At 73.3% G+C, this 20,453-nt stretch carries 18 protein-coding genes; 10 read left to right on the top strand and 8 right to left on the bottom strand.

Annotated elements, in window-relative coordinates; translation table 11 throughout:
* Nucleotides 1-53: 53 nt before the first annotated feature.
* Both CS0771_RS31000 and CS0771_RS30995 read left to right on the top strand, forming a co-directional pair.
* Nucleotides 54-1,247, top strand: coding sequence for a CaiB/BaiF CoA-transferase family protein (locus tag CS0771_RS31000; RefSeq protein WP_212844300.1), 1,194 nt, complete (start codon nucleotides 54-56; stop codon nucleotides 1,245-1,247).
* Nucleotides 1,247-1,867: an isochorismatase family protein gene (locus tag CS0771_RS30995; protein ID WP_212844299.1), complete on the top strand. Its 621-nt coding sequence runs from the start codon at nucleotides 1,247-1,249 to the stop codon at nucleotides 1,865-1,867. The genes CS0771_RS31000 and CS0771_RS30995 overlap by 1 nt, the downstream gene beginning before the upstream one ends.
* On the opposite strand, the gene CS0771_RS39100 is transcribed toward CS0771_RS30995, so the two are convergent.
* Both CS0771_RS39100 and CS0771_RS30990 read right to left on the bottom strand, forming a co-directional pair.
* Nucleotides 1,864-2,052, bottom strand: coding sequence for a hypothetical protein (locus CS0771_RS39100; RefSeq protein ID WP_244871137.1), 189 nt, complete (start codon nucleotides 2,050-2,052; stop codon nucleotides 1,864-1,866). The two genes, CS0771_RS30995 and CS0771_RS39100, sit on opposite strands and share 4 nt — an antisense overlap.
* A gap of 110 nt (nucleotides 2,053-2,162) precedes the next feature.
* The gene (locus CS0771_RS30990) at nucleotides 2,163-2,912 is read right to left on the bottom strand and encodes a hypothetical protein (RefSeq protein ID WP_244871136.1); all 750 of its coding nucleotides are present in this window, start codon (nucleotides 2,910-2,912) and stop codon (nucleotides 2,163-2,165) included.
* A 239-nt stretch (nucleotides 2,913-3,151) separates the two neighbouring features.
* Between CS0771_RS30990 and CS0771_RS30985 the strand changes: the two genes are divergently transcribed.
* A complete protein-coding gene (locus CS0771_RS30985; RefSeq protein WP_212844298.1) occupies nucleotides 3,152-4,552 on the top strand; it encodes a cellulase family glycosylhydrolase in 1,401 nt (466 codons plus the stop codon).
* A 140-nt stretch (nucleotides 4,553-4,692) separates the two neighbouring features.
* On the top strand, nucleotides 4,693-6,849 hold the full coding sequence (locus CS0771_RS39530) for a diguanylate cyclase (RefSeq protein ID WP_212844297.1): 2,157 nt from the start codon (nucleotides 4,693-4,695) through the stop codon (nucleotides 6,847-6,849).
* 68 nt (nucleotides 6,850-6,917) lie between these two features.
* On the opposite strand, the gene CS0771_RS30975 is transcribed toward CS0771_RS39530, so the two are convergent.
* Both CS0771_RS30975 and CS0771_RS30970 read right to left on the bottom strand, forming a co-directional pair.
* Nucleotides 6,918-8,624, bottom strand: a complete 1,707-nt coding sequence (locus CS0771_RS30975; RefSeq protein WP_212844296.1) for an AMP-binding protein — start codon at nucleotides 8,622-8,624, stop codon at nucleotides 6,918-6,920.
* 20 nt (nucleotides 8,625-8,644) lie between these two features.
* The gene (locus CS0771_RS30970; RefSeq protein WP_212844295.1) at nucleotides 8,645-10,150 is read right to left on the bottom strand and encodes a succinic semialdehyde dehydrogenase; all 1,506 of its coding nucleotides are present in this window, start codon (nucleotides 10,148-10,150) and stop codon (nucleotides 8,645-8,647) included.
* Nucleotides 10,151-10,295: 145 nt separating this feature from the next.
* Here CS0771_RS30970 and CS0771_RS30965 point away from each other — a divergent pair, with 145 nt between their 5' ends.
* The 3 genes from CS0771_RS30965 to CS0771_RS39325 all read left to right on the top strand — a co-directional run bounded on the left by CS0771_RS30965 (nucleotide 10,296) and on the right by CS0771_RS39325 (nucleotide 12,267).
* Nucleotides 10,296-11,060 carry an enoyl-CoA hydratase family protein gene (locus CS0771_RS30965; RefSeq protein WP_212844294.1) on the top strand — a complete coding sequence of 255 codons (765 nt, stop codon included), beginning with the start codon at nucleotides 10,296-10,298 and terminating at the stop codon, nucleotides 11,058-11,060.
* Between the two features lie 95 nt (nucleotides 11,061-11,155).
* Complete coding sequence (locus tag CS0771_RS30960) at nucleotides 11,156-12,055, top strand: dienelactone hydrolase family protein (protein WP_212844293.1); 900 nt, start codon at nucleotides 11,156-11,158, stop codon at nucleotides 12,053-12,055.
* Nucleotides 12,056-12,141: 86 nt separating this feature from the next.
* Complete coding sequence (locus tag CS0771_RS39325) at nucleotides 12,142-12,267, top strand: hypothetical protein (protein WP_256442853.1); 126 nt, start codon at nucleotides 12,142-12,144, stop codon at nucleotides 12,265-12,267.
* Here CS0771_RS39325 and CS0771_RS30955 read toward each other — a convergent pair.
* Nucleotides 12,230-15,274, bottom strand: coding sequence for a BTAD domain-containing putative transcriptional regulator (locus tag CS0771_RS30955; RefSeq protein ID WP_212844292.1), 3,045 nt, complete (start codon nucleotides 15,272-15,274; stop codon nucleotides 12,230-12,232). The genes CS0771_RS39325 and CS0771_RS30955 overlap by 38 nt on opposite strands.
* A gap of 121 nt (nucleotides 15,275-15,395) precedes the next feature.
* On the opposite strand from CS0771_RS30955, the gene CS0771_RS30950 reads away from it, so the two are divergent.
* Entirely contained in the window at nucleotides 15,396-16,481 is a 1,086-nt protein-coding gene (locus CS0771_RS30950; RefSeq protein WP_212844291.1) for a methyltransferase domain-containing protein, read from the top strand.
* A gap of 53 nt (nucleotides 16,482-16,534) precedes the next feature.
* Entirely contained in the window at nucleotides 16,535-17,353 is an 819-nt protein-coding gene (locus CS0771_RS30945; RefSeq protein ID WP_212844290.1) for a PIG-L deacetylase family protein, read from the top strand.
* Between the two features lie 20 nt (nucleotides 17,354-17,373).
* Here the strand turns inward: CS0771_RS30945 and CS0771_RS30940 are convergent, their stop codons facing one another.
* Genes CS0771_RS30940 through CS0771_RS30930 form a run of 3 tightly spaced genes read right to left on the bottom strand, consistent with a single transcriptional unit; the run spans nucleotide 17,374 to nucleotide 20,075 of the window.
* Nucleotides 17,374-18,165, bottom strand: coding sequence for a mycofactocin-coupled SDR family oxidoreductase (locus tag CS0771_RS30940; protein WP_212844289.1), 792 nt, complete (start codon nucleotides 18,163-18,165; stop codon nucleotides 17,374-17,376).
* A gap of 55 nt (nucleotides 18,166-18,220) precedes the next feature.
* Nucleotides 18,221-19,225 (bottom strand): TauD/TfdA family dioxygenase, encoded by a 1,005-nt coding sequence (locus tag CS0771_RS30935; protein WP_212844288.1) that lies wholly within the window; start codon nucleotides 19,223-19,225, stop codon nucleotides 18,221-18,223.
* 34 nt (nucleotides 19,226-19,259) lie between these two features.
* Nucleotides 19,260-20,075 carry a class I SAM-dependent methyltransferase gene (locus tag CS0771_RS30930; RefSeq protein ID WP_212844287.1) on the bottom strand — a complete coding sequence of 272 codons (816 nt, stop codon included), beginning with the start codon at nucleotides 20,073-20,075 and terminating at the stop codon, nucleotides 19,260-19,262.
* Between the two features lie 140 nt (nucleotides 20,076-20,215).
* Here CS0771_RS30930 and CS0771_RS30925 point away from each other — a divergent pair, with 140 nt between their 5' ends.
* Complete coding sequence (locus CS0771_RS30925) at nucleotides 20,216-20,425, top strand: MbtH family NRPS accessory protein (RefSeq protein WP_212844286.1); 210 nt, start codon at nucleotides 20,216-20,218, stop codon at nucleotides 20,423-20,425.
* Nucleotides 20,426-20,453: the final 28 nt, after the last annotated feature.

Raw genomic sequence — 20,453 nt, 5'->3', positions numbered from 1 at the left:
ACGTAGGGTGGTTCCTCTAGCGAAACAGCGTTTCCAAAGCATAGGATCCCGCCGTGACTGGTGCACTATCCGACATCCGGGTGATCGAGACCGGAACCCTGCTGGCCGGGCCGTTCTGCGGCCAGCTGCTCGGCGATTTCGGCGCCGAGGTCATCAAGCTCGAGGATCCCGGCAAGGGCGATCCGATGCGGCAGTGGGGCCGCGAGAAGCCGCACGGGCAGTCCCTGTGGTGGCCCGTCGTCGCCCGCAACAAGAAGTCCGCCACCTGCAACCTGCGCAGCACCGCCGGGCAGGACCTGGTGCGCCGCCTCGTCGCCGACGCCGACGTGCTGCTGGAGAACTTCCGCCCCGGGACTCTGGAACGCTGGGGCCTCGGCTGGGAGGAGCTGTCGGCGATCAACCCGCGGCTGATCCTGGTCCGGGTCACCGGCTACGGCCAGACCGGCCCGTACGCGCCGCGCGCCGGCTTCGGCTCGATCGGCGAGGCCATGGGCGGCATCCGGCACGTCATCGGCGAACCCGACCGGCCCCCGGCCCGCGCCGGCATCTCGCTCGGCGACTCGCTCGCCGCGACCTACGCCGCCTACGGCACGCTGGCCGCGCTGCACGCCCGCGAGCGCACCGGCCGCGGCCAGGTCGTCGACTCGGCGATCTACGAGGCCGTGCTGGCCATGATGGAGTCCCTGCTGCCCGAGTGGGCCGTGGCCGGATACCAGCGCGAGCGCACCGGGGCGATCCTGCCCAACGTCGCCCCGAGCAACGCCTACCCGACGGCCGACGGCTCCGACGTGCTCATCGCCGCCAACCAGGACACCGTGTTCGCCCGGCTGTGCGACGTGATGGGGCGACCCGAGCTGACCACCGACGCCCGCTACGCCACCCACGGCGCACGCGGCGCCCACCAGGTCGAGCTGGACGACCTGATCAGCGAGTGGACCCGCACCCGGCCCGCCGACAAACTGCTCGCCGAGCTGCACGAGGCGGGCGTGCCGGCCGGTGGCGTCTACACCGCCAAGGACATGCTGGCCGACCCGCACATCGCCGCCCGCGAGGCGATCGTGCGCGTGCCGCACCCCGACTTCGGCGAGCTGCCCATGCAGAACGTCGCGCCGCGCCTGTCGGCCGACCCGGGGTCGGTGCGCTGGGCGGGCCCGTCCCTCGGCCAGCACAACGACGAGGTCTACGGCGGCCTGCTCGGGCTGAGCGACGACGAGCGCGCCGAGCTGCGGGCGCAGGGCGTGATCTGATGGAGCTGCACGCGGACTACACGGCGGCGGGGTTCTCCCGCCGCCTCGGCTGGGGCAGCCGCCCCGCGCTGCTGCTGGTGGACCCCGTCGCCGCGTACACCCGGCCGGGCTCGCCGCTTTTCCTCGACACCGGGCAGGCCGCGGTCGCCGCCATGGCCGCGCTGCTGGGCGCCGCGCGCGGCAGCGGCCTCCCGGTGGTGCTCACCGGCGTGCGGTACGCCGACGCGACCTGCTCCGAAGCACCGCTGTTCGCCGCGAAGGTGCCCGCGCTGGCCGCGTTCGCCGCGGGCAGCCCGCTGGGCGAGTTCCCGCCCGAGCTGGCGCCTGCCCCCGGCGAGCACGTCGTGCACAAGCACTACGCCAGCGCCTTCGCGGGCACCTCGCTGCCCGCCTGGCTCACCGCCAACGGCGTCGACACGCTCGTCATCGGCGGGTTCTCCACCAGCGGCTGCGTACGCGCGTCCGCCGTGGACGCGCTGCAGCACGGCTTCCGCCCGATGGTGGTGCGCGAGGCGTGCGCCGACCGCGACCCGGGCCCGCACGACGCCAACCTGTTCGACCTCGACGCGAAGTACGCCGACGTCGTGCCGCTGGACGAAGCCCTCACCCGGCTGAGTTAGTACACCGACAGGTGCACGTGGTTGGTGTGGTCGGCCGAGGGGGAGTCGCCGCACTTCGCGCCGCCCGAGTCGTAGTGCTGCCAGCCCGACCCCGGCAGCCAGATCTTGCAGTAGAAGACGACGTAGAGCACCCCGAGCCGGCGTGCGTTCTTGATGAAGAACGAGGCGAGCCGATCGCCGTACACCCGCGCCGCGCCGGTGGCGGAGGAGTCCGAGAACCCGCTCGAGTTCGTGGCGAAGTCGCAAGCCCGGCCGATGGGGTGCTCATACCGGCCGCCTGAACGGTGGCAGGAGGTCAGCCGCTTGAACCCGGCCTCCCGCGCCTGCCGCAGCGCGTGCAGCGTGCGCGGGGTGATGCAGCCGGAGGTGGTCGGGTCGTCGATCGTGCACCGCTCGCGGGCCAGCTCCCGTCGGGGTTGCGCGGGGCGGGCGTGGCCAGCGGCGACGCGGGATCGACCCAGCCTTCGGCCGCGTAGCCGCCGGCGGCCGACAGCGCCACCTCCATCGCCTTCTTCCGGCGGGACATCTCGGCGGCCTGCCTGGTCTGCTCCCGCACCTCGGCGTCGACCGACGCCTTGGCCGCCGCGGCCGCCGCGCGGGCCCCCGCCAGCTCGTTCAGCCGGGCGTCGTCGTACGCGGCGAGCTGCTCGACCGCGGCGATCCGGGCCAGGTACTCGTCCTGCGACGTCGCCCTGACGATCATCCCGAGCACGCCCAGCCGGCCCGTCCGGTACGCCTGTGCCGCGTAGCCGGCGACCCGGTCCCTGGCCTCGGCCAGGCGGCTGTCGGCGGTCTTCACCGCGGCGGCCAGCTCGGCCTGGCGCTTGCGGGACGAACCGAGCGCCGCCTCCGCCGTCACGTAGGCGGTCGCGGCCGTCTCCAGATTGGCGCGCAGCGTGGCGACCTTCGGCGAGGCGGTCTCGGGCACGTCGTCGGGCTCGGCGGCCGCGGGGACCCCGGCGGCCAGCAGCGCGATGGTCACCGCGACGGCGACGGCGGCGATCCGCCCGCCCCGGCGTCCGGCCGGCGTCAGGGACGTGAACATCCTTCCCGCGTGTGCGGAGCTGTCAGATTCCACGTGGTGACTAACGCGCCAGGACGTGAAACGCACCGGACCCGGCGAACCGGACCGGCCGGACGGGATAGTTGCGAGTCCATACGAATTCGCATAGGCTGATGTCCGCGCGGGTGTCTTGGGCAGCGACCAGCGGTCAGGCGTTATTGCCTGCACCGATCCCTGTCCCGCCCCCATTCCCTCGGGGCCTTCCTGCCTGAAGGTAGGTCATGAAAAGACTGCTCACTTTCATCGGCGTGGCCGTGCTGGCTTTCGCCGCGTCCGTCCTGGTCGCCGTCGCCCCCGCGGAGGCGGCCGTCGGCCTGCGCATCAGCGGCACCGACATCGTCGAGGCCAACGGCCAGAAGTTCATCATGCGCGGGGTCAACCACCCGCACGTCTGGTACACCGGCCAGACCAGCTCCTTCGCCAACATCAAGGCGGCCGGCGCGAACACCGTCCGGGTCGTGCTCGGCAGCGGCAAGCGCTGGGGCCCGTCCAACGACGTCGCCAACGTGATCACGCTGTGCAAGACGAACAAGCTGATCTGCGTGCTGGAGGTGCACGACACCACCGGCTACGGCGAGGAGGGCGCGGCGGCGTCGCTCGACGAGGCGGTCAACTACTGGATCAGCCAGAAGAGCGCGCTGGTCGGCCAGGAGAACTACGTCGTCATCAACATCGGCAACGAGCCGATCGGCAACGTCAACGCGAGCCAGTGGACGGCCGCGACCGTCGCCGCGATCCAGAAGATGCGCACCAACGGCTTCCAGCACCTGATCATGGTGGACGCGCCGAACTGGGGCCAGGACTGGCAGTACACCATGCGCGACAACGCGCAGACGATCCTGAACGCCGACACCCAGCGCAACACGGTGCTGTCGATCCACATGTACGCCGTGTTCAACACCGCCACGGCGATCACCGACTACCTGAACCGGTTCCGGACCAACGGCTGGCCGCTGGTGATCGGCGAGTTCGGCTGGCGGTTCAACAGCAACGAGGTCGACCACGAGACGATCCTGGCCGAGGCGCAGGCCCGCGGCCTGGGCTACCTCGCCTGGTCGTGGAGCGGCAACACCGACCCGATCCTCGACATGACGCTGAACTTCGACCCGGCCCAGCTCACCACCTGGGGTCAGCGCATCGTGAACGGCGCGAACGGCCTCAAGGCCACCGCCAAGGAGGCGACGATCTTCGGCGGCACCTCGTCGCCGAGCCCGTCGGCCTCGACCGGCCCGTCGCCGTCGGCGAGCCCTTCGGCCAGCCCGTCGGCCTCGCCGAGCCCGTCGCGGTCGGTCAGCCCGTCGCCGAGCACGTCGCAGGGCGGTCGCAGCTGCTCCGCCGCGTACACGATCACGAACTCGTGGCCCGGCGGGTTCCAGGCCGAGGTGAAGGTGACCGCGGGCGGCTCCGCGATCACGGGCTGGGCGGTGAACTGGACGTTCGCCAACGGCCAGACCGTCACCCAGGCCTGGAGCGCCACCGTGACCAGCAGCGGGGCCACGGTGACCGCGCGCAACGCGAGCTGGAACGGCAGCCTCGCCGCGAACGGCAGCACGAGCTTCGGCTTCCTCGCGTCCTGGAACGGGACCAACGCCGTCCCGGCGGTGACCTGCACCGCCAGCTGAAAGGTGGGGGTGGCCGGCGGGACCGGCCACCCCGCCCCCGTTGATCGCCGCGGAACTAGTATTAAACGGGACGTATAGCGATCAGTACGGACAAGATGGCTGGGCAGACACCATGCCGGCGGGGTCAGCACGGGGGCGGAATGGTGCACGAGAACCGGGTGTCGCCGGGCGGGCACGATCGGGTTCTGTTCGGCTTCGCGCTGGGCTGCCTCGGCTGGCTGCTGCTGTACGCCGCGCTGACCTACCTGGGCCGCGACTCGCCGAGCCTGGCCCGCTTCACCGGCGAGATCCTCTACCTGGTTCCCATCGCCGCCTTCGTCGGCCTGAGCCGGTACGCCGCGAAGCGCGCCTCGGGCCGCGACCGCACCGCCTGGCGGCTGCTGTTCACCGCGAGCCTGCTCTGGCTGGCCGGTGACCTGACCTGGGCCTATTACGTGTACACGACGCCGGGCAGTCCGCCGGTGCCCACCCTCGCCGACCTCTTCTACCTGCTGCGCTACGTGTTCATCATCCTCGGCATCGTGGTCGGGCTGGGGTTGCGGCTGCGCAGCCTGCTGGACGCGCTGCTGGTGGCCGCGGCCGGGGCGGCGATCGGCTGGCAGGTGGTCATCGACCCGCTGGTGCCGGAGACCTGGAACCCGTCCGAGTTCGTCAACTTCCTCTATCCCGTGTTCTCGGTGATCATCGTCGCCCTGCTGGGCGCGCTGCTGCTGGTCTCCCCACGCCGGGTGCCCGGGGCCATGATCGTGGTCGGGGTGGCGTTCGGATTCGCCGTGGTGATGGACGCGATCTACGCGTACCTCAGCGTGCTGCACCCGTACACCAGCTCGACCTGGCTGAACCTCGGCTGGCAGGTCGAGGCGGTGCTGATGTGCCTGGCCGCGCTGATGGCGGGCCGCCATCCCGCCGAGGAGCGGGAGCCGCTGGCGGCCCGCGAGGTGTCCTTCCTGCCCGCGCTGGTCGCGGTGCTGATCGTGGGCAGCCTCGCCATCGCGGACATGATCCTGGTCGGGCACCTCAGCCGGGTGACCCTGTCGGTCGCGCTGGTGCTGCTCATGGGCCTGCTGGTACGCCAGATCGTCGCCGCCCGCGACCGGGCCCGGCTCACCGAGCAGCTGCGCACCGCCGCCATCACCGACTCGCTGACCGGCCTCTACAACCGGCGCTACTTCGAGGAGAAGCTCGCCGCCGAGACGACGGCGGACCACGGCCCGCTGAGCATCGTGCTCGTCGACCTGGATCACTTCAAGACCGTCAACGACACCTACGGCCACTCCGTCGGGGACGCCGTGCTGTCCGAGGTCGCCGACCGGCTGCGGCGCCCGCTGCGCGGCAGCGACCTGCTCTGCCGCTACGGCGGGGAGGAGTTCGTCTGCCTGCTGCCCCGTACGGACGGCCGGGCGGCGCTGGACCTGGCCGAACGGCTGCGCGCCGACCTGCGCGCGGCCCCCGTGGTGGTGCCCGGCGTCGCCGAGCCGCTGCCGCTGACGGCCTCGTTCGGGGTCGCCTGCGCCGACCCGGCCGACCACGGCGGGCAGCTCGCCGTCGACGACGTCGTCGAGGCCGCCGACCGCGCGCTGTACGGCGCCAAGTCGCTCGGCCGCGACCGGGTGCTCGGCTGCGGGCCGTTCGGGCAGGTCGACGCCGCCCCGGCGCTCGACCTGCCGACGGCCCTGGTCTGGCTGGCCGACGAGACCGACCGGATCCGCGGCGACGGCTTCCGCAGCGCGGCGGTGAGCGGCTGGGCCTGGACCACCGCCGCCCGGCTCGGCCTGGACGAGGCGACCCAGCAGCGCACCGCGGCCGCCGCCCGGCTGCGCGGCCTCGCCTGCGCCGACCTCGACGGCTGCCGCCGCAACCACGGCCTGCCCGACGACCGCGGCACCCGGCCGGCTCCGGACCACGGCGGTGACTGCCGCGTCCGGCCCGAGGAGGCCGCGCGGCGGCTCGGCGAGCTGGCGAACCGCCCCGACCTGGTGCCGGTGCTGGCCGCGCACCACGAGCGCCACGACGGCACCGGTCATCCGTACGGGCTCGCCGGTCCGGACATCCCCATCTGCGCGCGCATCATCGCCGTCTGCGACGCGTGGGCCGACGCCCGCGGCACGTCGTCGCCGTACCCGCCGGTCCCGGGCTCGCCCCGCCTGGTGCTCGAAGCGGGCCGGGGCACCCGTTTCGACCCCGCGGTCCTGGACGCCTTCCTGGCCCTCGTCACCGAAGGCGACATCGCCGACCCCAACCCCACCTGCCCCCCACCCGTCCCCTCCCACTCCAGCCACCGCGCCGATCTTGCGTGAACTGTGGGTACGACACGCCCGATTCGGGCATATCCCCAGCAGTTCGCGCAAGATCGTCGCAGTAGGGGTCACGGGTGGTAGAGCGCGTCGATCTCGGGGGCGTATTTGCGGAGGATTGAGGCGCGGCGGAGTTTGAGGGTGGGCGTCAGCTCGTCGCCGCCGGGGGACCAGGTGCTGTCGAGGATCGTGTAGCGCTTGATCTGCTCGACGCGGGAGAGGGTGGCGTTGCCGGCGGCTACTCCGGCGGCGACCGCGTCGGCGAGGTCGGGCACGCCGTCGCGGGCGTTGTGGGCGGCGACCGCTTCGGGGTCCAGGACGAGCAGGGCGACGTTGTACGGGCGTCCGTCGCCGACCACGATCATCGCCGACAGCAGGGGGCAGGCCGCCTTCACGGCGCCCTCGATGTTGGACGGGGACATGTTCTTGCCCGCCGCGTTGATGATCAGCTCTTTCTTGCGGTCCACGATGGTCAGGTAGCCGTCGGCGTCCAGGGTGGCCACGTCGCCGGTGCGCAGCCAGCCGTCCTCGAACGCCTCGGCGGTGCGCGCCGGGTCGCGGTGGTAGCCGGGGGTGACGACCGGGCCGCGTACCAGCAGCTCGCCGTCGTCGGCCAGGCGTAGCTCGACGCCGGGGGCGGCGATGCCCACGGTGCCGGGGCGGATCGCGCCGGGCGGGTTGAGGGTGCTCGCGCCGCACGTCTCGGACATGCCCCAGATCTCGCACACCGGCAGCCCGAGGTCGAGGAAGAACTCCAGCACCGGCACGCTGAGCGCGGCCGCGCCGCACATCGCCCAGCGCATCCGGTCCATGCCGAGCTGCCGCCGCACCCGCGACAGCACGAGCCGGTCGGCGAGCGACGCGCCCACCCGGGACAGGGGACCGCGATCGCGGCGCCGGGACAGCTTCACGGCCAGGCCGAACATCGCCCGGCGCGGTGCGGGCGCGTCGGCGAGCGCGTCGAGGATGCGGGCGCGCATCTTCTCGAACACCCGGGGCACCGCCGCCCAGTACGTCGGCCGCACCTGGGCCAGGGCGCCGGCCAGCTCGCGCAGGTCGGCCAGGCAGGTGACCCGGGAGCCGTACAGCATCTGCAGGTAGTGGCTGGCCAGCCGGTCGGCGATGTGCGCGGCGGGCAGGTAGGACAGGCCGTGGTCGCCGCGGTGCAGGTCGAACAGCGCGGTGACGGCGGCGGCCTCGGCGAGCAGGTTGGCGTGGGTCAGCTCGACGCCCTTGGGCGGGCCGGTCGTGCCGGAGGTGTAGATGAGTGTGAGCAGGTCCTCGGGCTGCACCGCGCGCCACGCGGCGTCGAAGTCGAAGCCGGGGTCGCCCGCCGCGCCCAGCTCGTCGAGCGTGATCGTCCCCTCGGGGCGCGCGTCGACGCAGATCACGTGCGCGACGGGCACGCCGCAGGCCAGGACGCGGTCGGCGTACTGCTGCTCGCAGATCACCACCCTGGCCTGCGCGTTGGCCAGCAGGTAGCCGATCTGCGCGGGGGAGGAGGTGTTGTAGACGGAGAACGGGACCGCGCCGAGGTGGACCGCCGCGGTGTCGGCGACGTGGAACTCGGGCCGGTTGCTGAGCATCAGCGCCACCGCCTCGCCCCGCCCGACGCCGAGCGCGGCGAGCCCGGCTGCGGTACGCCGCACCGCGCCGGCGTACTCCTGCCAGGTCAGCACGGTGTCCGTGCCGTAGGCGCCCAGCGCGATCGCGCCCGGGTCCAGCGCGGCGGTGGCCTGGAACGCCTCGCACATGGTGCGGTAGGGGAAGGCGGGCACGATGTCCTTTCCGGAGCCGGTCAGTGCAGCCGCAGCGCGTGCATCGCCCGGACCGCCGTGGTGAGCAGCCGCGCGTGGCGGGCCTGGCCGAGCCACGGCGGCGGATCGAGGCGCAGCAGCCGCTGCGTGGCTATCGTCTGCGCCTCGGTGTACGCGAGCAAGCCCCCCGTGCCGTGGCGGCGGCCCAGCCCGGACGCCTTCATGCCGCCCATGGGCGCGTCGTGCGACGCGTACGCCGCCGCGTACCCCTCGTTGATGTTGACGGTGCCCGCGTGCAGCCGCCGGGCCAGCCGCTGCGCCGCGCGCACGTCCCGGCTGAACACGGCCGCGTTGAGCCCGTACCGGGTGTCGTTGGCCAGGGCGACGGCCGCGTCGTCACCGGACACGGCGTAGACGGAGACGACCGGCCCGAACGTCTCCTCGCGATACACGTCCATGTCGGGGGTGACCCCGGCCAGCACGGTCGGCTCGTGGAACAGCGGGCCCAGCTCGGGCCGGGGGTGGCCGCCGGTCAGCAGGGTCGCGCCGCGGGCCAGCGCGTCGGTGACGTGGCGGCGGGTGGTCTCCATGGTGCGCGGCAGCGTCAGCGAGCCCAGCTCCGGCCCGAACGACAGCCCCGGGCCGGTGTGCAGGGCGCGCACCAGGGGCAGGAAGCGGGACAGGAACGCGTCGTGCACGGCGTCGTCGACGATGATGCGCTCCATGGACAGGCACAGCTGTCCCGCGCTGGCGAAGCAGGCCCGCACCGCCGCGTGGGCGGCGCGGTCGAGGTCGGCGTCGGCGCGTACCAGCAGGGCGTTCTTGCCGCCGAGTTCGAGCGAGCAGCCGACCAGGCGCTGCCCGGCGCGGGCGGCCACGGTGCGGCCGGCCGCGCTGGAGCCGGTCAGGCTGATGTGGTCGGCGCCGTCCAGCAGGGCCTCGCCGATGTCGGCGGGCTCGCCGAGCACCTGCTGCCACACCGCCTCGGGCAGGCCGCAGGCCACCAGCAGGTCACGCGCCCAGGCGGCGGTGCGGGCGGTCTGCGTGTCGGGCTTGTGCACCACGGCGTTGCCGGCCAGCAGCGCGGGCACGATGTCGCTGACCGCCAGGGCCAGCGGGTAGTTCCACGGGGTGATCACGGCGACGGTGCCGATCGGGTGGCGCACCTCGGTGACCCGGGTCAGCAGCGGCAGCGCGCCGCGGCGGTGGCGCGGGCGCAGCAGCTTCGGCGCACGGCGGGCGTAGTAGAGGCTGACCAGGGCCGCGTCGAGGACCTCCTCGTGCGCGTAGGTCCTGGCCTTGCCGGTCTCCAGCTGGACCAGGTCGAGGATCTCGGCCTGCCGGTCCAGCAGCGCGCGGGCGAAGCGGCGCACCACCCGGGCGCGTTCGCGGGGCGGCCGGGCGGCCCACCCGGGCTGGGCGGCGCGCGCGTCGGCGTACGCCGTGGCGACGTCGGCTGCGGTGCTCTGCCGGACGACGGCCAGCGGCTCGCCGGTGAAGGGCGTGCGGGTGACCACGTCCTCCCCACGCCGTTGCGGGCTGCCCATGCGTTGCACCGTAACGATTTCGCCGAAGATCGCAATAGGCGTCCACATATTCGCAGGCAGACGACATATAAATCAAGCACGCTTGACTTTTTCTGATCACGGCGGGAGGGTTGACCGGCCGCCCGCACCCGTCGGAGGGACGCCGATGTCCGACCAGGACCGCCCGTACGTCACCGCGACCGCCGACCGGGCTGTCGCCACGCTGACCCTGGACTCGCCGCACAACCGCAACGCCCTGTCCCGGCGGCTGGTCACCGAGCTGCGTGAGCACCTGGCCACGGCCGCCGCCGACCCTGCGGTGCGCGCCGTGGTGCTCGCGCACACGGGCCGCGTGTTCTGCGCCGGGGCCGACCTGACCGAGGCCGCGGACGGACCGGCGGCGGGCACGGCGCGGCTGCTCGCCCTGCTGCGCGAGCTGGTCGAGCTGCCCAAGCCGGTGCTGGGCCGGGTCGACGGGCACGTGCGCGCGGGCGGCCTCGGGCTGCTGGGCGCGTGCGACATCGTGGTGGCCGGGCCGGCGTCGTCGTACGCGTTCACCGAGGCGCGCATCGGCGTCGCCCCGGCGGTCATCTCGCTCACCACGCTGCCCCGGCTGACCGCCCGCGCGGCGGCCCGCTACTACCTGACCGGCGAGGTGTTCGACGCCGCGGCGGCGCAGGACTGCGGCCTCATCACGATCGCCGCCGCCGACGTGGACGCGACGCTGGCGGAGCTGCTCGACGGCGTGCGCGCGGGGTCGCCGCAGGGGCTTGCCGCGAGCAAGCGGCTGGCCACCCGCGAGGTGCGCGCGGCGCTGGACGCGTACGGGGAGGAGATGGCGGCGCTGTCGGCCGAGCTGTTCGCCACCGAGGAGGCGGCCGAGGGCATGATGGCGTTCCTGCAGCGGGGCAAGCCCTCCTGGGCTGCGTGACAGCCGCGTCGGACATTGGCACATCTGCATACTTGTTTCTCTGAGCGAAACGGTGTTCCACTGTGGGAACCACGGTTCCCATGAGAGGAGCAACCATGATCAGGCGAGCGATCCTCGTCCTTGCCCTGCTCACCGCCGCCGTCGCAGGCTTCGGCACGCCCGCGGCCGCGGCCGACACCTCGGTGCCCGGCTCGTACGCCGTCGGGTACGTCGACGCCTCCGTCAGCGCGAGCGGCCGCTCGTTCAGCGCCCGCATCTACTACCCGGCGGCCACCGCGGGCCAGAACGCCGCCGTCGCGGCCGGGCGTTTCCCGGCGATCGCATTCGGACACGGCTTCCTGCAGGGCGTCAGCAAGTACTACGGCACCATGTCCCACCTGGCGTCGTGGGGCTTCATCGTGGCCGCGCCCACCTCGCAGGGCGGGCTCGCGCCCAGCCACAGCGGGTTCGCCGACGACCTCAACGCCCAGCTCACCTGGCTCGTGGCGCAGGACACCACGGCCGGGTCCCGGTTCAACGCGCACGTCGCCACCGGCAAGCTCGGCCTGTCCGGGCACTCCATGGGCGGCGGCGCCAGCGTGCTCGCCGCCTCCCGCAACCCGGCGGTGACCACCGTGGCCAACCTCGCCGCCGCCGAGACCAACCCGTCGGCCGCCACCGCCGCCGCCTCGGTACGCGTGCCGATGATGCTGGTCGCGGGGGAGAAGGACGGCACCGCGCCGATCGCGAGCCACCAGCGGCCCATCTACAACAGCAAGCCCGCGCCCAAGCAGCTGCGCATCATCCGCGGCGGCTTCCACTGCGGCTTCATCGAGTCCTCGTCGCTGTTCTGCGACAGCGGCACGATCACCCGCGCCGCGCAGCTCATCGTCACCCGTCGGCTGCTGACCGACTGGTTCCGCTACTACCTGGCCGGCGACACCGCCTCCTACGACGCGGTATGGGGCGGCGGCGCCACCGGCGACCCCCAGGTCATCTTCGAGGGCGTGGCCTGACCGGCTGACTGAGACCACGACCCGGCGGCGGCCACGAGCCGCCCCGGACGGCGGAGAGGGCCGCACCAGGTCCCCTCCGCCGCGGCTTGTCAGCTGGCGTTTCGACCACGTTCCTGGTCGCGGACGCGGAGGACTGGCCGGTGCGCTTCTACGAGCGGCTCGGGTTCACGCCGGTCACCCGTACCCACCTGTTCCTGCGCCTGCCCGGCTGAGCGCGGACAGGGCGAACGCGACGGTCTCGTCGGGAGCCAGGGCGGCGCCCGCGTCCGCGGCGACACGGTATGCCGCTGCGCCCAGCGCTGCCGTGAGGGTCTTCGCGGCGGCGGTCAGGTCCGCGGCGTCGGCGCCGTACGCGGCGGTGTCGGCGGCGCCGAGTGCGCCGAGCAGCACGGCCGCGTCCTCGTGGGCTCCGGTCCGGACGAGCAGCTGGACCAGGTTGCGCAGGGTCGTCCACTGGTGGTGCCGGATCTGCAGGCGGTGCCACTGGTCCACGCAGCGGCGGAAGGCGCGTGCCGCTTCCGCGTACTGCCCGGATCTGGTGAGCAGGGCGGCGAGGCCGACCTCGGCGATGGTCGCGGTGAACGCGCCGCCGACCGACCAGGCCAGCGCGACGGCTTCCGTGTACAGCCGTCGGGCCTCGGCGGGATCGCTGCCGGACAGGGCCTCGGCCGCGCTGTACATGGCCCAGGCCAGCAGGGTGGGGTTGCCGATGGCGCGGGTGACCCGCAGCTGCTCGCGGGCGATGGCTAGACCGCCCGCCGGGTCGCCCGCGTACGTGCGCGCCAGGCCCTGGAACAGCAGCCCTTCGCCCTCGCGCCAGGCGTCGCCGTGCAGCCGGGCCAGCCGTGTCTGCTCGGACGCCCAGCGGAAGCAGTCGTCCAGCCGGCCCTCGTAGAGCGCCACCGCCGCCAGCACCTTGCGCACCGGCAGGCACAGCGGGCCGTCCGGGTCGGGTGCGGTGCGCAGCGCCTGCTCCGCGATGGACAGGGCACGCCGCTGGTCGCCGCGCAGGGTCAGTCCTTCCGCGACCGCGCCGCAGACCACCGGGTGCAGCGGGTGCCGCTGCGCGTCCGGCAGGCCGAGCACGGTCTCACCCCAGGACACCACCTCGTCGTGGAAGCGGTACACCACGTAGTGGTACAGGCCTGCGGAGATGCGCATGGCGACGTCGGTGTCGTGCCGGTCGACCGCCCAGCGGTGCGCGGCCCGCAGGTTGCCGAGCTCGGCGTCGAGCAGCGCGACGCAGGCGCCCTCCTCCGTGCCCCGGATCCGCTCGCCGACGTCCTGCGCGGCCGTCGCGTAGTACGCGGCGTGCGCGTCGTGCACCTGCGGCAGCTCGCCGCGTTCGGCGAGCTTCTCCCGGCCGTACGCGCGCAGCAGGCTCAGCATCGAGTAGCGCACCTGCCCGGCGCTCGGCCCGGCGGTGACCAGCGAGCCGTCCACCAGCACGGCGAGCGCGTCGAGCAGGTCGGTCTCGGCGCACACCCGCTCGGCGGCGTCCAGGGTGAACCCGCCGGTGAACACCGACAGGCGGTCGAACAGGTGCTGCTCGGCGGGTCCGAGGAGCGCGTACGACCAGTCGACGACGGCCCGCAGGGTCCGGTGCCGTGCGGTGGCGGTGGGCCGGGTGGTGCTGAGCAGCCGCAGCCCGTCGGCCAGCCGGTCGGCGACGTCGGCGGGGTTCAGCGACCGGATCCGGGCCGCCGCCAGCTCGATGGCCAGCGGCAGCCCGTCGAGCTGCCGGCACACCTCGGCGATGTGCGCGAGGTTGTCCCCGGTCAGGTCGAGTCCGGGCCGGACGGCGCGGGCCCGGTCGACGAACAGCCGCACGGCGGGGGACGCGGTCACCTCGGCCGCGCCGGTCTCCGGCACCGGGAGCGGCGCGACCGGGTGGAGGCGCTCACCCGGCACGCCCAGGCCGGTGCGGCTGGTGGCCAGGACCGTCACCCGGGGGCAGGCCCGGACGACGGCGGCGGTCAGCTGCGCGGCCTCGGCGAGCACGTGCTCGCAGTTGTCGAGCACGAGCAGCAGCTCCCGGGCGGCGAGATAGGCGAGCGCCGACTCCTCGATGCCCAGTCCGGGCTGCTGGCGCGCGCCCACGGCAGCCGCGAGCGCGTGGCCGAGCGCGTCGCCATCGGTGACGGGGGCCAGCTCGCACCAGCGCACGCCGTCGGCGTACCCGCCGCTCAGCTCCATCGCGACGTGGGTGGCCAGGCGCGTCTTGCCCACCCCGCCGGGTCCGGTGAGCGTCACCAGGCGGCACTCGCGCAGCTGCGCGCCGACGGCGGCGAGGTCGGTCTCGCGTCCGACGAAGCTCGACATCTCCACCGGCACGGCAGCCGCACCGGGCACGGCCGGTCCGCCGCCTGCGGTTTCGCGATCGGACGGTGGGGGGCCGGGGATGTCTGCCGACGCGGCCACAACTTCTGTGTCGTACCCACCACCCAGAAGTGGTGAGGCGGCAGGCGGAGTCCAGTCGAGGGCGGGGTCCTGGCGCAGCACGGCGGCCTCCAGCGCGCGCAGCGTGGCCGTGGGTTCGACGCCCAGCTCCTCGTCGAGGCGGGTGCGGAAGGCGCGGAACACGGCCAGCGCCTCGGCCTGGCGGCCGCACCGATAGAGGGCGAGCATGTGCTGCTCGCGGGGGCGTTCCCGGAGCGGGTTCGCGGCGGCGTGGGCGTCGATCGCGCCGACCAGGCCCGCGTGGCGGCCGAGCGCGAGCCCGGCGTCGAAGCGCTGCTCGATCGCGGTCAGCCGCAGCTCGGTCAGGCGCGTGGCCTCGGGCCGGGCGAACTCCTCGTCGGCGAACTCGGCGTACGCGGGGCCGCGCCACAGGGCCAGCGCCTCGTCGAGGGAGGTCAGCGCGTGCTCGGGATCGGCGGCGGCGATGCGCCGGGCCTGGTCGCACAGCTGCTCGAACCGGCCCGCGTCGGTCTGCTCGGGCGTGATCTGCAGCAGGTAGCCGGGCGGATGGGTGAGCAGCACGTCCTCGCCGCCGCTGCGCAGCAGCCCGCGCAGCCGCGAGACATAGGTGTATAAAGACGGCAAAGCACTCGCCGAGGCGGCGTCGCCCCAGATGATCTCGACGAGGCCGTCGGCGGGCACCACGGAGCCCGCCCGCGCGATGAGGGCCGTGAGCAGCAGCCGCTGCGTCCTGCTGCCGATCGCCACGTCGCGCTCGCCGGCGCGCACCCGCAGCGCCCCGAGGACGCCGAAGTTCATGCCCGCGCCCGCGATCCGGTGCGCCGCAATCGCGCCGCAAGCCGGCTGCAAGGTGGCTCCGCCAGCATCGGTGAAGTCGGTTCCACCGTCACAACCAACCACTATAGGAGGCGATCCGATCATGACTGCCGCAGTGAAGCCCGTCGCGGCCCAGGCGATCACGCCGGAGGTCGAGGCCTTCGCCGGCCGCGTCATGGGTGACACCAGCGCCTGGATGGTCACCACGATGGCGATGCTCGGCGACCGGCTGGGGCTCTGGCGGGCCCTGGCCGGTTCCGGGGCGCTGACCAGCGCGGAGCTTGCCGTGCGGACCGGCACGTCGGAGCGCTACGTCCGGGAGTGGCTGTCCTCGATGGCCGCGCACGGGTACGTCGACCACGACGCGCACACCGGCCGGTTCACCCTGCCCGCCGCGCACGTGCCGGTGCTCGCCGAGGCGGGACCGGCCTACTTCGGCGGCCTGCACCAGGCCCTGTTCGGGCTCACCGGGGTGCTCGGCCAGGTGGCCGGCGCGTTCCGGGACGGCGGCGGCCTGCCGCTGTCGGCGTACCCCCAGGACTGGTGGCAGGGTCTCGAGCGGTTCACCAACGGCTGGTTCGACCACCTGCTCCCGGGTGTGTGGCTGCCCGCGCTGCCCGAGGTGCACGCGGCGCTGGAGCGCGGCGCGGACGTCGCCGACGTCGGCTGCGGCCGGGGCCGGGCCCTGATCCGGCTCGCGCAGGCCTACCCCGCCGGGCGCTACACCGGGTTCGACATCCACCCCGAGTCCGTCGCGGCCGCCAGGGCCGCCGCGCGGGAGGCCGGCGTCGCCGACCGGGTGCGGTTCGAGGTGTGCGACGTGTCCGCCGGCATCCCCGGCAGCTACGACGTGATCACCACGTTCGACGTCATCCACGACGCCGCCGACCCGCTGGGCATGCTCAGGGTGATCCGGACCGCGCTGCGCCCGGACGGGCGCTACGTCTGCCTGGACATCAACGCCAGCCACCACCTGCCCGACAACACCGGACCGCTGGGCGCCTACTTCTACGGCGTCAGCATCCTCTACTGCATGTCGACCTCGCTCGCGCAGCACGGCGCGGGCCTCGGGACCTGCGGCTTCAACGAGCACACCGCGCGCCGGCTGTGCGCCGAGGCCGGCTTCGGCACGGTCACCCGGGTCGACATCGACAACCCGTTCAACATCCTCTACGAGATCACCGTCTGAACCCGGTGCCGGGCCGTCCACCGGCCCGGCACCGCCTCCCCGGAAGGCGTCCGATGTCCACATCCTCCGTGGCCGAGCTGGGCACCGTGCTCGGCGTCTGGGCCCACCCGGACGACGAGGTGTACCTGTCCGGCGGTCTGATGGCCCTGGCTGCCGACGCGGGCAACCGCGTGGTCTGCGTGACGGCCACCGCCGGTGAGCGCGGCACGGCCGATCCGGGCCGCTGGCCGCCGGACCGGCTGGCCGCGGTACGCGCCTACGAGCTGCGCGCCTCGCTGGCCGTGCTCGGCGTGACCGAGCACCACTTCCTCGGGCTGCCCGACGGCGCGTGCGCGGACCAGCCCGCGGCATCCGTCGTGAGCAGGCTCGCCGCGCTGATCGACGAGGTGCGGCCGGACACGATCGTCACGTTCGCGCCCGACGGGTTCACCGGGCACGGCGACCACCGGGCGGTGTCGCGGTGGACCACCGCGGCCCGCGCGCGGGCCGCGCCCGGCGCGCGCCTGCTCCACACCGCCGTCACCCAGGAGTTCCTCGACCGCTGGCAGACCGTCTACGAGCGGCTCGACATCTTCGTGGGCGGCCTGCCGGTCCGTACGCCGCCCGCCCGGCTCAGCCTGCACCTGCCGCTCGGTCCGGCACTGGCCGACCGCAAGCTGGTCGCGCTGCGCGCGCAGGCCACCCAGACCGCCGGGCTGCTCGCGATCCTCGGCGAGGACACCATGCGCGACTGGTGCGCCGAGGAGTCGTTCGTCGACGCGGGCCGGGTCGCCGCCGGACCGTCCCGGGCCTCATGGCGGCCCACGCCGCACGACTTCGCCGCGCCGGTCACGGCACAGCCATCCGCATGGGTGGGGCCGGGCAGATGCTGACCGGCGTCCGGCACCCGTGGTCAGAGCGCGAGGCCGCCGTCGACCGGGACGACGGCACCGGTCATCGCGCTGCTGTCCGGTCCGGCCAGGAACGCGAGGACCGAGGCGACCTCGACCGGGTCCAGCAGCCGACCGACCGGCTGCTGGGCGGCGAACCGCTCCGCGTCGGGCAGCCCGTACAGCCGGGCGCTCTCGGCCAGGATGGGCGTGTCCGTCGAACCCGGGCTGACCGCGTTGGCGGTCACCCCCGACCCGCCCAGCTCGCTGCCGAGGGCGCGGACGAACCCGGCGACCCCCGCCTTCGCCGCGCAGTAGGCCGCGAGCATGGGCAGCCCGCGTGTGGCGGCGGCCGAGGCCACCGCGAGAAAGCGCCCGGACCGTGGCTCGGGGCGCCGCAGCATGGCCGGAATCGCGGCCCGGGCGAGGTTGAGCACACCGCGCAGGTCGACGTCGAGCACGGCGTCCTCCTGCGCGAAGGGCACCTCCCACATCGGCACGCCGCCTGCGATCACGCCGGCCGCGGCGATCGCCGCGTCCAGGCCGCCCCACCGCTGCTCGGCCTCCGCGACCGCGGCGGCGAGCGCGGCCGGGTCGCGCACATCGGCGAGGTGACCGCGCACCGGGCCGTGGGCGGCGGCCTTGTCCACGACCGCCGCCAGCTCGTCCTCGGTGGCCATGGCGTACGGCAGCGCCGGATCCGGTCGGCCGAGGTCGACCGCGAGCACCGACCAGCCCTGCTCGGCCAGCTTCAGCACCGTGGCCGCGCCGATGCCGCGCGCGGCTCCGGTGACGAGCGCGACCCGGGCGCTCATGCCACCGCCGACGGCGTCTTCGGGCGGCATACCGCGGCGACGCAGTCGTCCGGCGTCATCGGATGAGCACCGCGGAATCCTGCGGGACGCAGTCGGCCAGGGTCACCGGATCGCCCATCGCCACGACGATGTCACGAGCACCGGAGAAGGAGTCGCGGCCGTGCGAGGACATCACGTTGTCCACCAGGAGCAGGTCTCCCCGGGCCCACGGGCGCCGCCGGGTCATCCGGTCGTAGGCCGAGTTGATTTCGGCGACGTCGGCTTCGGTCAGCGCCGCGCCGTCCCCGTAGGACGTGGCGAACGGCAGGCCGTCATGGTCGAACTCGTCGATGAGCATGTCGCGGATCGCGGGGTCCAGCGACCACTCGCTCCAGAACGCGGCGTGGTTGAACCACACTGATTCGCCGCTGACCGGGTGGCGGATGATGCCGGGGCGGTTCTGCTCGGTTCGCAGGACGCCGTCGACCCACGTGCACCTCATGGCGTTGGCCGCGCAGTAGGCCTCGACGTCCGACTCGCGTTCGGTGCCGAAGGCGGTCGTCCACGGCAGGCCGATGGCCGCCTGGTAGTTCCGGGTCAGGGCCCAGCCGGTCTCGGCCATGCGGCCGGTGATGCGTTCGGGCAGGGCGCCGAGCACCGCGCGCACGTCGGCCACCGTGGTCGCGCCGCCGTACGTCGGCGCGGTGACGCAGCCGAACAGCAGCCTGCCGGGGAAGCTGAGGGTGTAGCTGTTCTCGTTGTGCTGCCGGATGCTCTGCGCGGGCGGCAGATCGGTCGACGAGTAGACGCCCGAGCCGAAGTCGGTGCGCGGCGTCGCCTTCTCGTGGTACGCCGCAGGCTCGTCGAACACGACGTCACGGACGGCGGCGAAGTCTTCGCGGCCCGCGATGCCGGCCCCCGCGAAATACAACGCGCCATGCTCGCTCAGCGCGACGTCGAGCTGGGACCGGTGCTCGGCGATCCAGTCCATCGTCGCCTGGACGCCGTGGTGGGAGACCGCCTCGAGGTCGATCGTCGGCGGTGCCGTGCCGTCGACCCGGATACGCAGAGGCTCACTCATCGCTTCCATCCCCGCTCTCGTTTGGATTCGGCGCTCAGGATCTGCGAAGCACGTAGATCCGAGGTTCCAGCTTTCCGATCATCTGGTAGACGCCCCAGAGCGCGTTGCCCAGCTCGACGCGGTAGTCGATGTCGCCCAGCTCGGCGCGCAGCTGCTCGGACTTGCGCAGCAGCCGCGCCGCGTACAGCAGCTGGCGGGACGTCAGGTTGATCCCGTCCTCCTCGAACGCCTCGCGCAGCTCGGAGCCGACGACGTCGGTCAGTTCGATGTGGAAGCCGGCCGCCTGAGCCCGTTTCTCGAAGTCGTCCGGCGACATGCGCTCGGGCACGACCGCGAGGTCGGTGAAGAGCTGGGCACGCTCCCGCGGCTCGAGGCGGTCGGTGGCGAACGTCTGGTACAGGACCAGGCGCCCGCCGGGCTTGAGCACCCGATGAGCGTCGGCGAGCGCCCGGTCGGCATCCAGCACCTGGAAGAACATGTCGTGACTGAAGACGAGGTCGAACTCGCCGTCGGCTGCCGGGATGTCCTCCATGACGCCGGGCCTGATCGACACCCGGGATCCCAGCGGGTGCTCGGCGACAGCCGCCCGCGCGCGGTCGTTGTTGCTTTCCAGCGGATCCACCGAGACCACGCGGCACCCGAACATCTGGACGAGCGCGAACGAATGCGACGCCTCCCGCCCGCCGATGTCGAGCACGAGATCGTCCGGCCCGACGTCGAGATCGTCGAGGACGGCGAACATCAGGCCGCTGCGCCGCGGGTGGTAACTGCGATTGAGCGCCCGGTCGACCGCATCGACGTTCCTGAGGCTGTACATCTCGTCGATGGTGATCGCCTGCGCCTCCGCCATGGGCGAACCCTACTATCCGGACCTGGCATCCACCATGCCGGTCGATTCGCTTCCGAAGCGAAATCCGATGCCGACGGTCGACCGGGCGCGACGCCGGGTACTAGGCTGCATCGATCGACTAGATCACACGAGGGGGAGCTGTGAGCGACGAGAACGAAGACAACCGGGCGTACGCGGTCGTGGTCAACGACGAGGAGCAGTACTCGATCTGGATCGACGGCAGCTCGCTGCCGGCCGGCTGGCGCGCGGTCGGCAGGACGGGCAGCAGGAGCGAGTGCCTGGACTACATCGCCGAGGTCTGGACCGACATGCGGCCCAGGAGCCTGCGGCAGTCGATGGACGTGCGCTAGCCCGGCCTTCCGCCGATGCGGTGATACT

The organism is Catellatospora sp. IY07-71 (genome assembly GCF_018326265.1).
Classification (GTDB): domain Bacteria; phylum Actinomycetota; class Actinomycetes; order Mycobacteriales; family Micromonosporaceae; genus Catellatospora.
Note: the sequence above shows the minus strand (reverse complement) of the source record. Positions and strands in the feature narration are given on the sequence as shown.

Excerpts from the sequence above, each read along its gene's own strand:
- CS0771_RS30950 (WP_212844291.1), top strand. The coding sequence starts at position 15,396 with ATGACTGCCGCAGTGAAGCCCGTCGCGGCCCAGGCGATCACGCCGGAG.
- CS0771_RS30965 (WP_212844294.1), top strand. The coding sequence starts at position 10,296 with ATGTCCGACCAGGACCGCCCGTACGTCACCGCGACCGCCGACCGGGCT.
- CS0771_RS39530 (WP_212844297.1), top strand. The coding sequence starts at position 4,693 with ATGGTGCACGAGAACCGGGTGTCGCCGGGCGGGCACGATCGGGTTCTG.
- CS0771_RS30960 (WP_212844293.1), top strand. The coding sequence starts at position 11,156 with ATGATCAGGCGAGCGATCCTCGTCCTTGCCCTGCTCACCGCCGCCGTC.
- CS0771_RS30945 (WP_212844290.1), top strand. The coding sequence starts at position 16,535 with ATGTCCACATCCTCCGTGGCCGAGCTGGGCACCGTGCTCGGCGTCTGG.
- CS0771_RS30955 (WP_212844292.1), bottom strand. The coding sequence starts at position 15,274 with ATGAACTTCGGCGTCCTCGGGGCGCTGCGGGTGCGCGCCGGCGAGCGC.
- CS0771_RS30935 (WP_212844288.1), bottom strand. The coding sequence starts at position 19,225 with ATGAGTGAGCCTCTGCGTATCCGGGTCGACGGCACGGCACCGCCGACG.
- CS0771_RS30970 (WP_212844295.1), bottom strand. The coding sequence starts at position 10,150 with ATGGGCAGCCCGCAACGGCGTGGGGAGGACGTGGTCACCCGCACGCCC.
- CS0771_RS30990 (WP_244871136.1), bottom strand. The coding sequence starts at position 2,912 with ATGTTCACGTCCCTGACGCCGGCCGGACGCCGGGGCGGGCGGATCGCC.
- CS0771_RS30985 (WP_212844298.1), top strand. The coding sequence starts at position 3,152 with ATGAAAAGACTGCTCACTTTCATCGGCGTGGCCGTGCTGGCTTTCGCC.
- CS0771_RS30940 (WP_212844289.1), bottom strand. The coding sequence starts at position 18,165 with ATGAGCGCCCGGGTCGCGCTCGTCACCGGAGCCGCGCGCGGCATCGGC.
- CS0771_RS30995 (WP_212844299.1), top strand. The coding sequence starts at position 1,247 with ATGGAGCTGCACGCGGACTACACGGCGGCGGGGTTCTCCCGCCGCCTC.
- CS0771_RS30930 (WP_212844287.1), bottom strand. The coding sequence starts at position 20,075 with ATGGCGGAGGCGCAGGCGATCACCATCGACGAGATGTACAGCCTCAGG.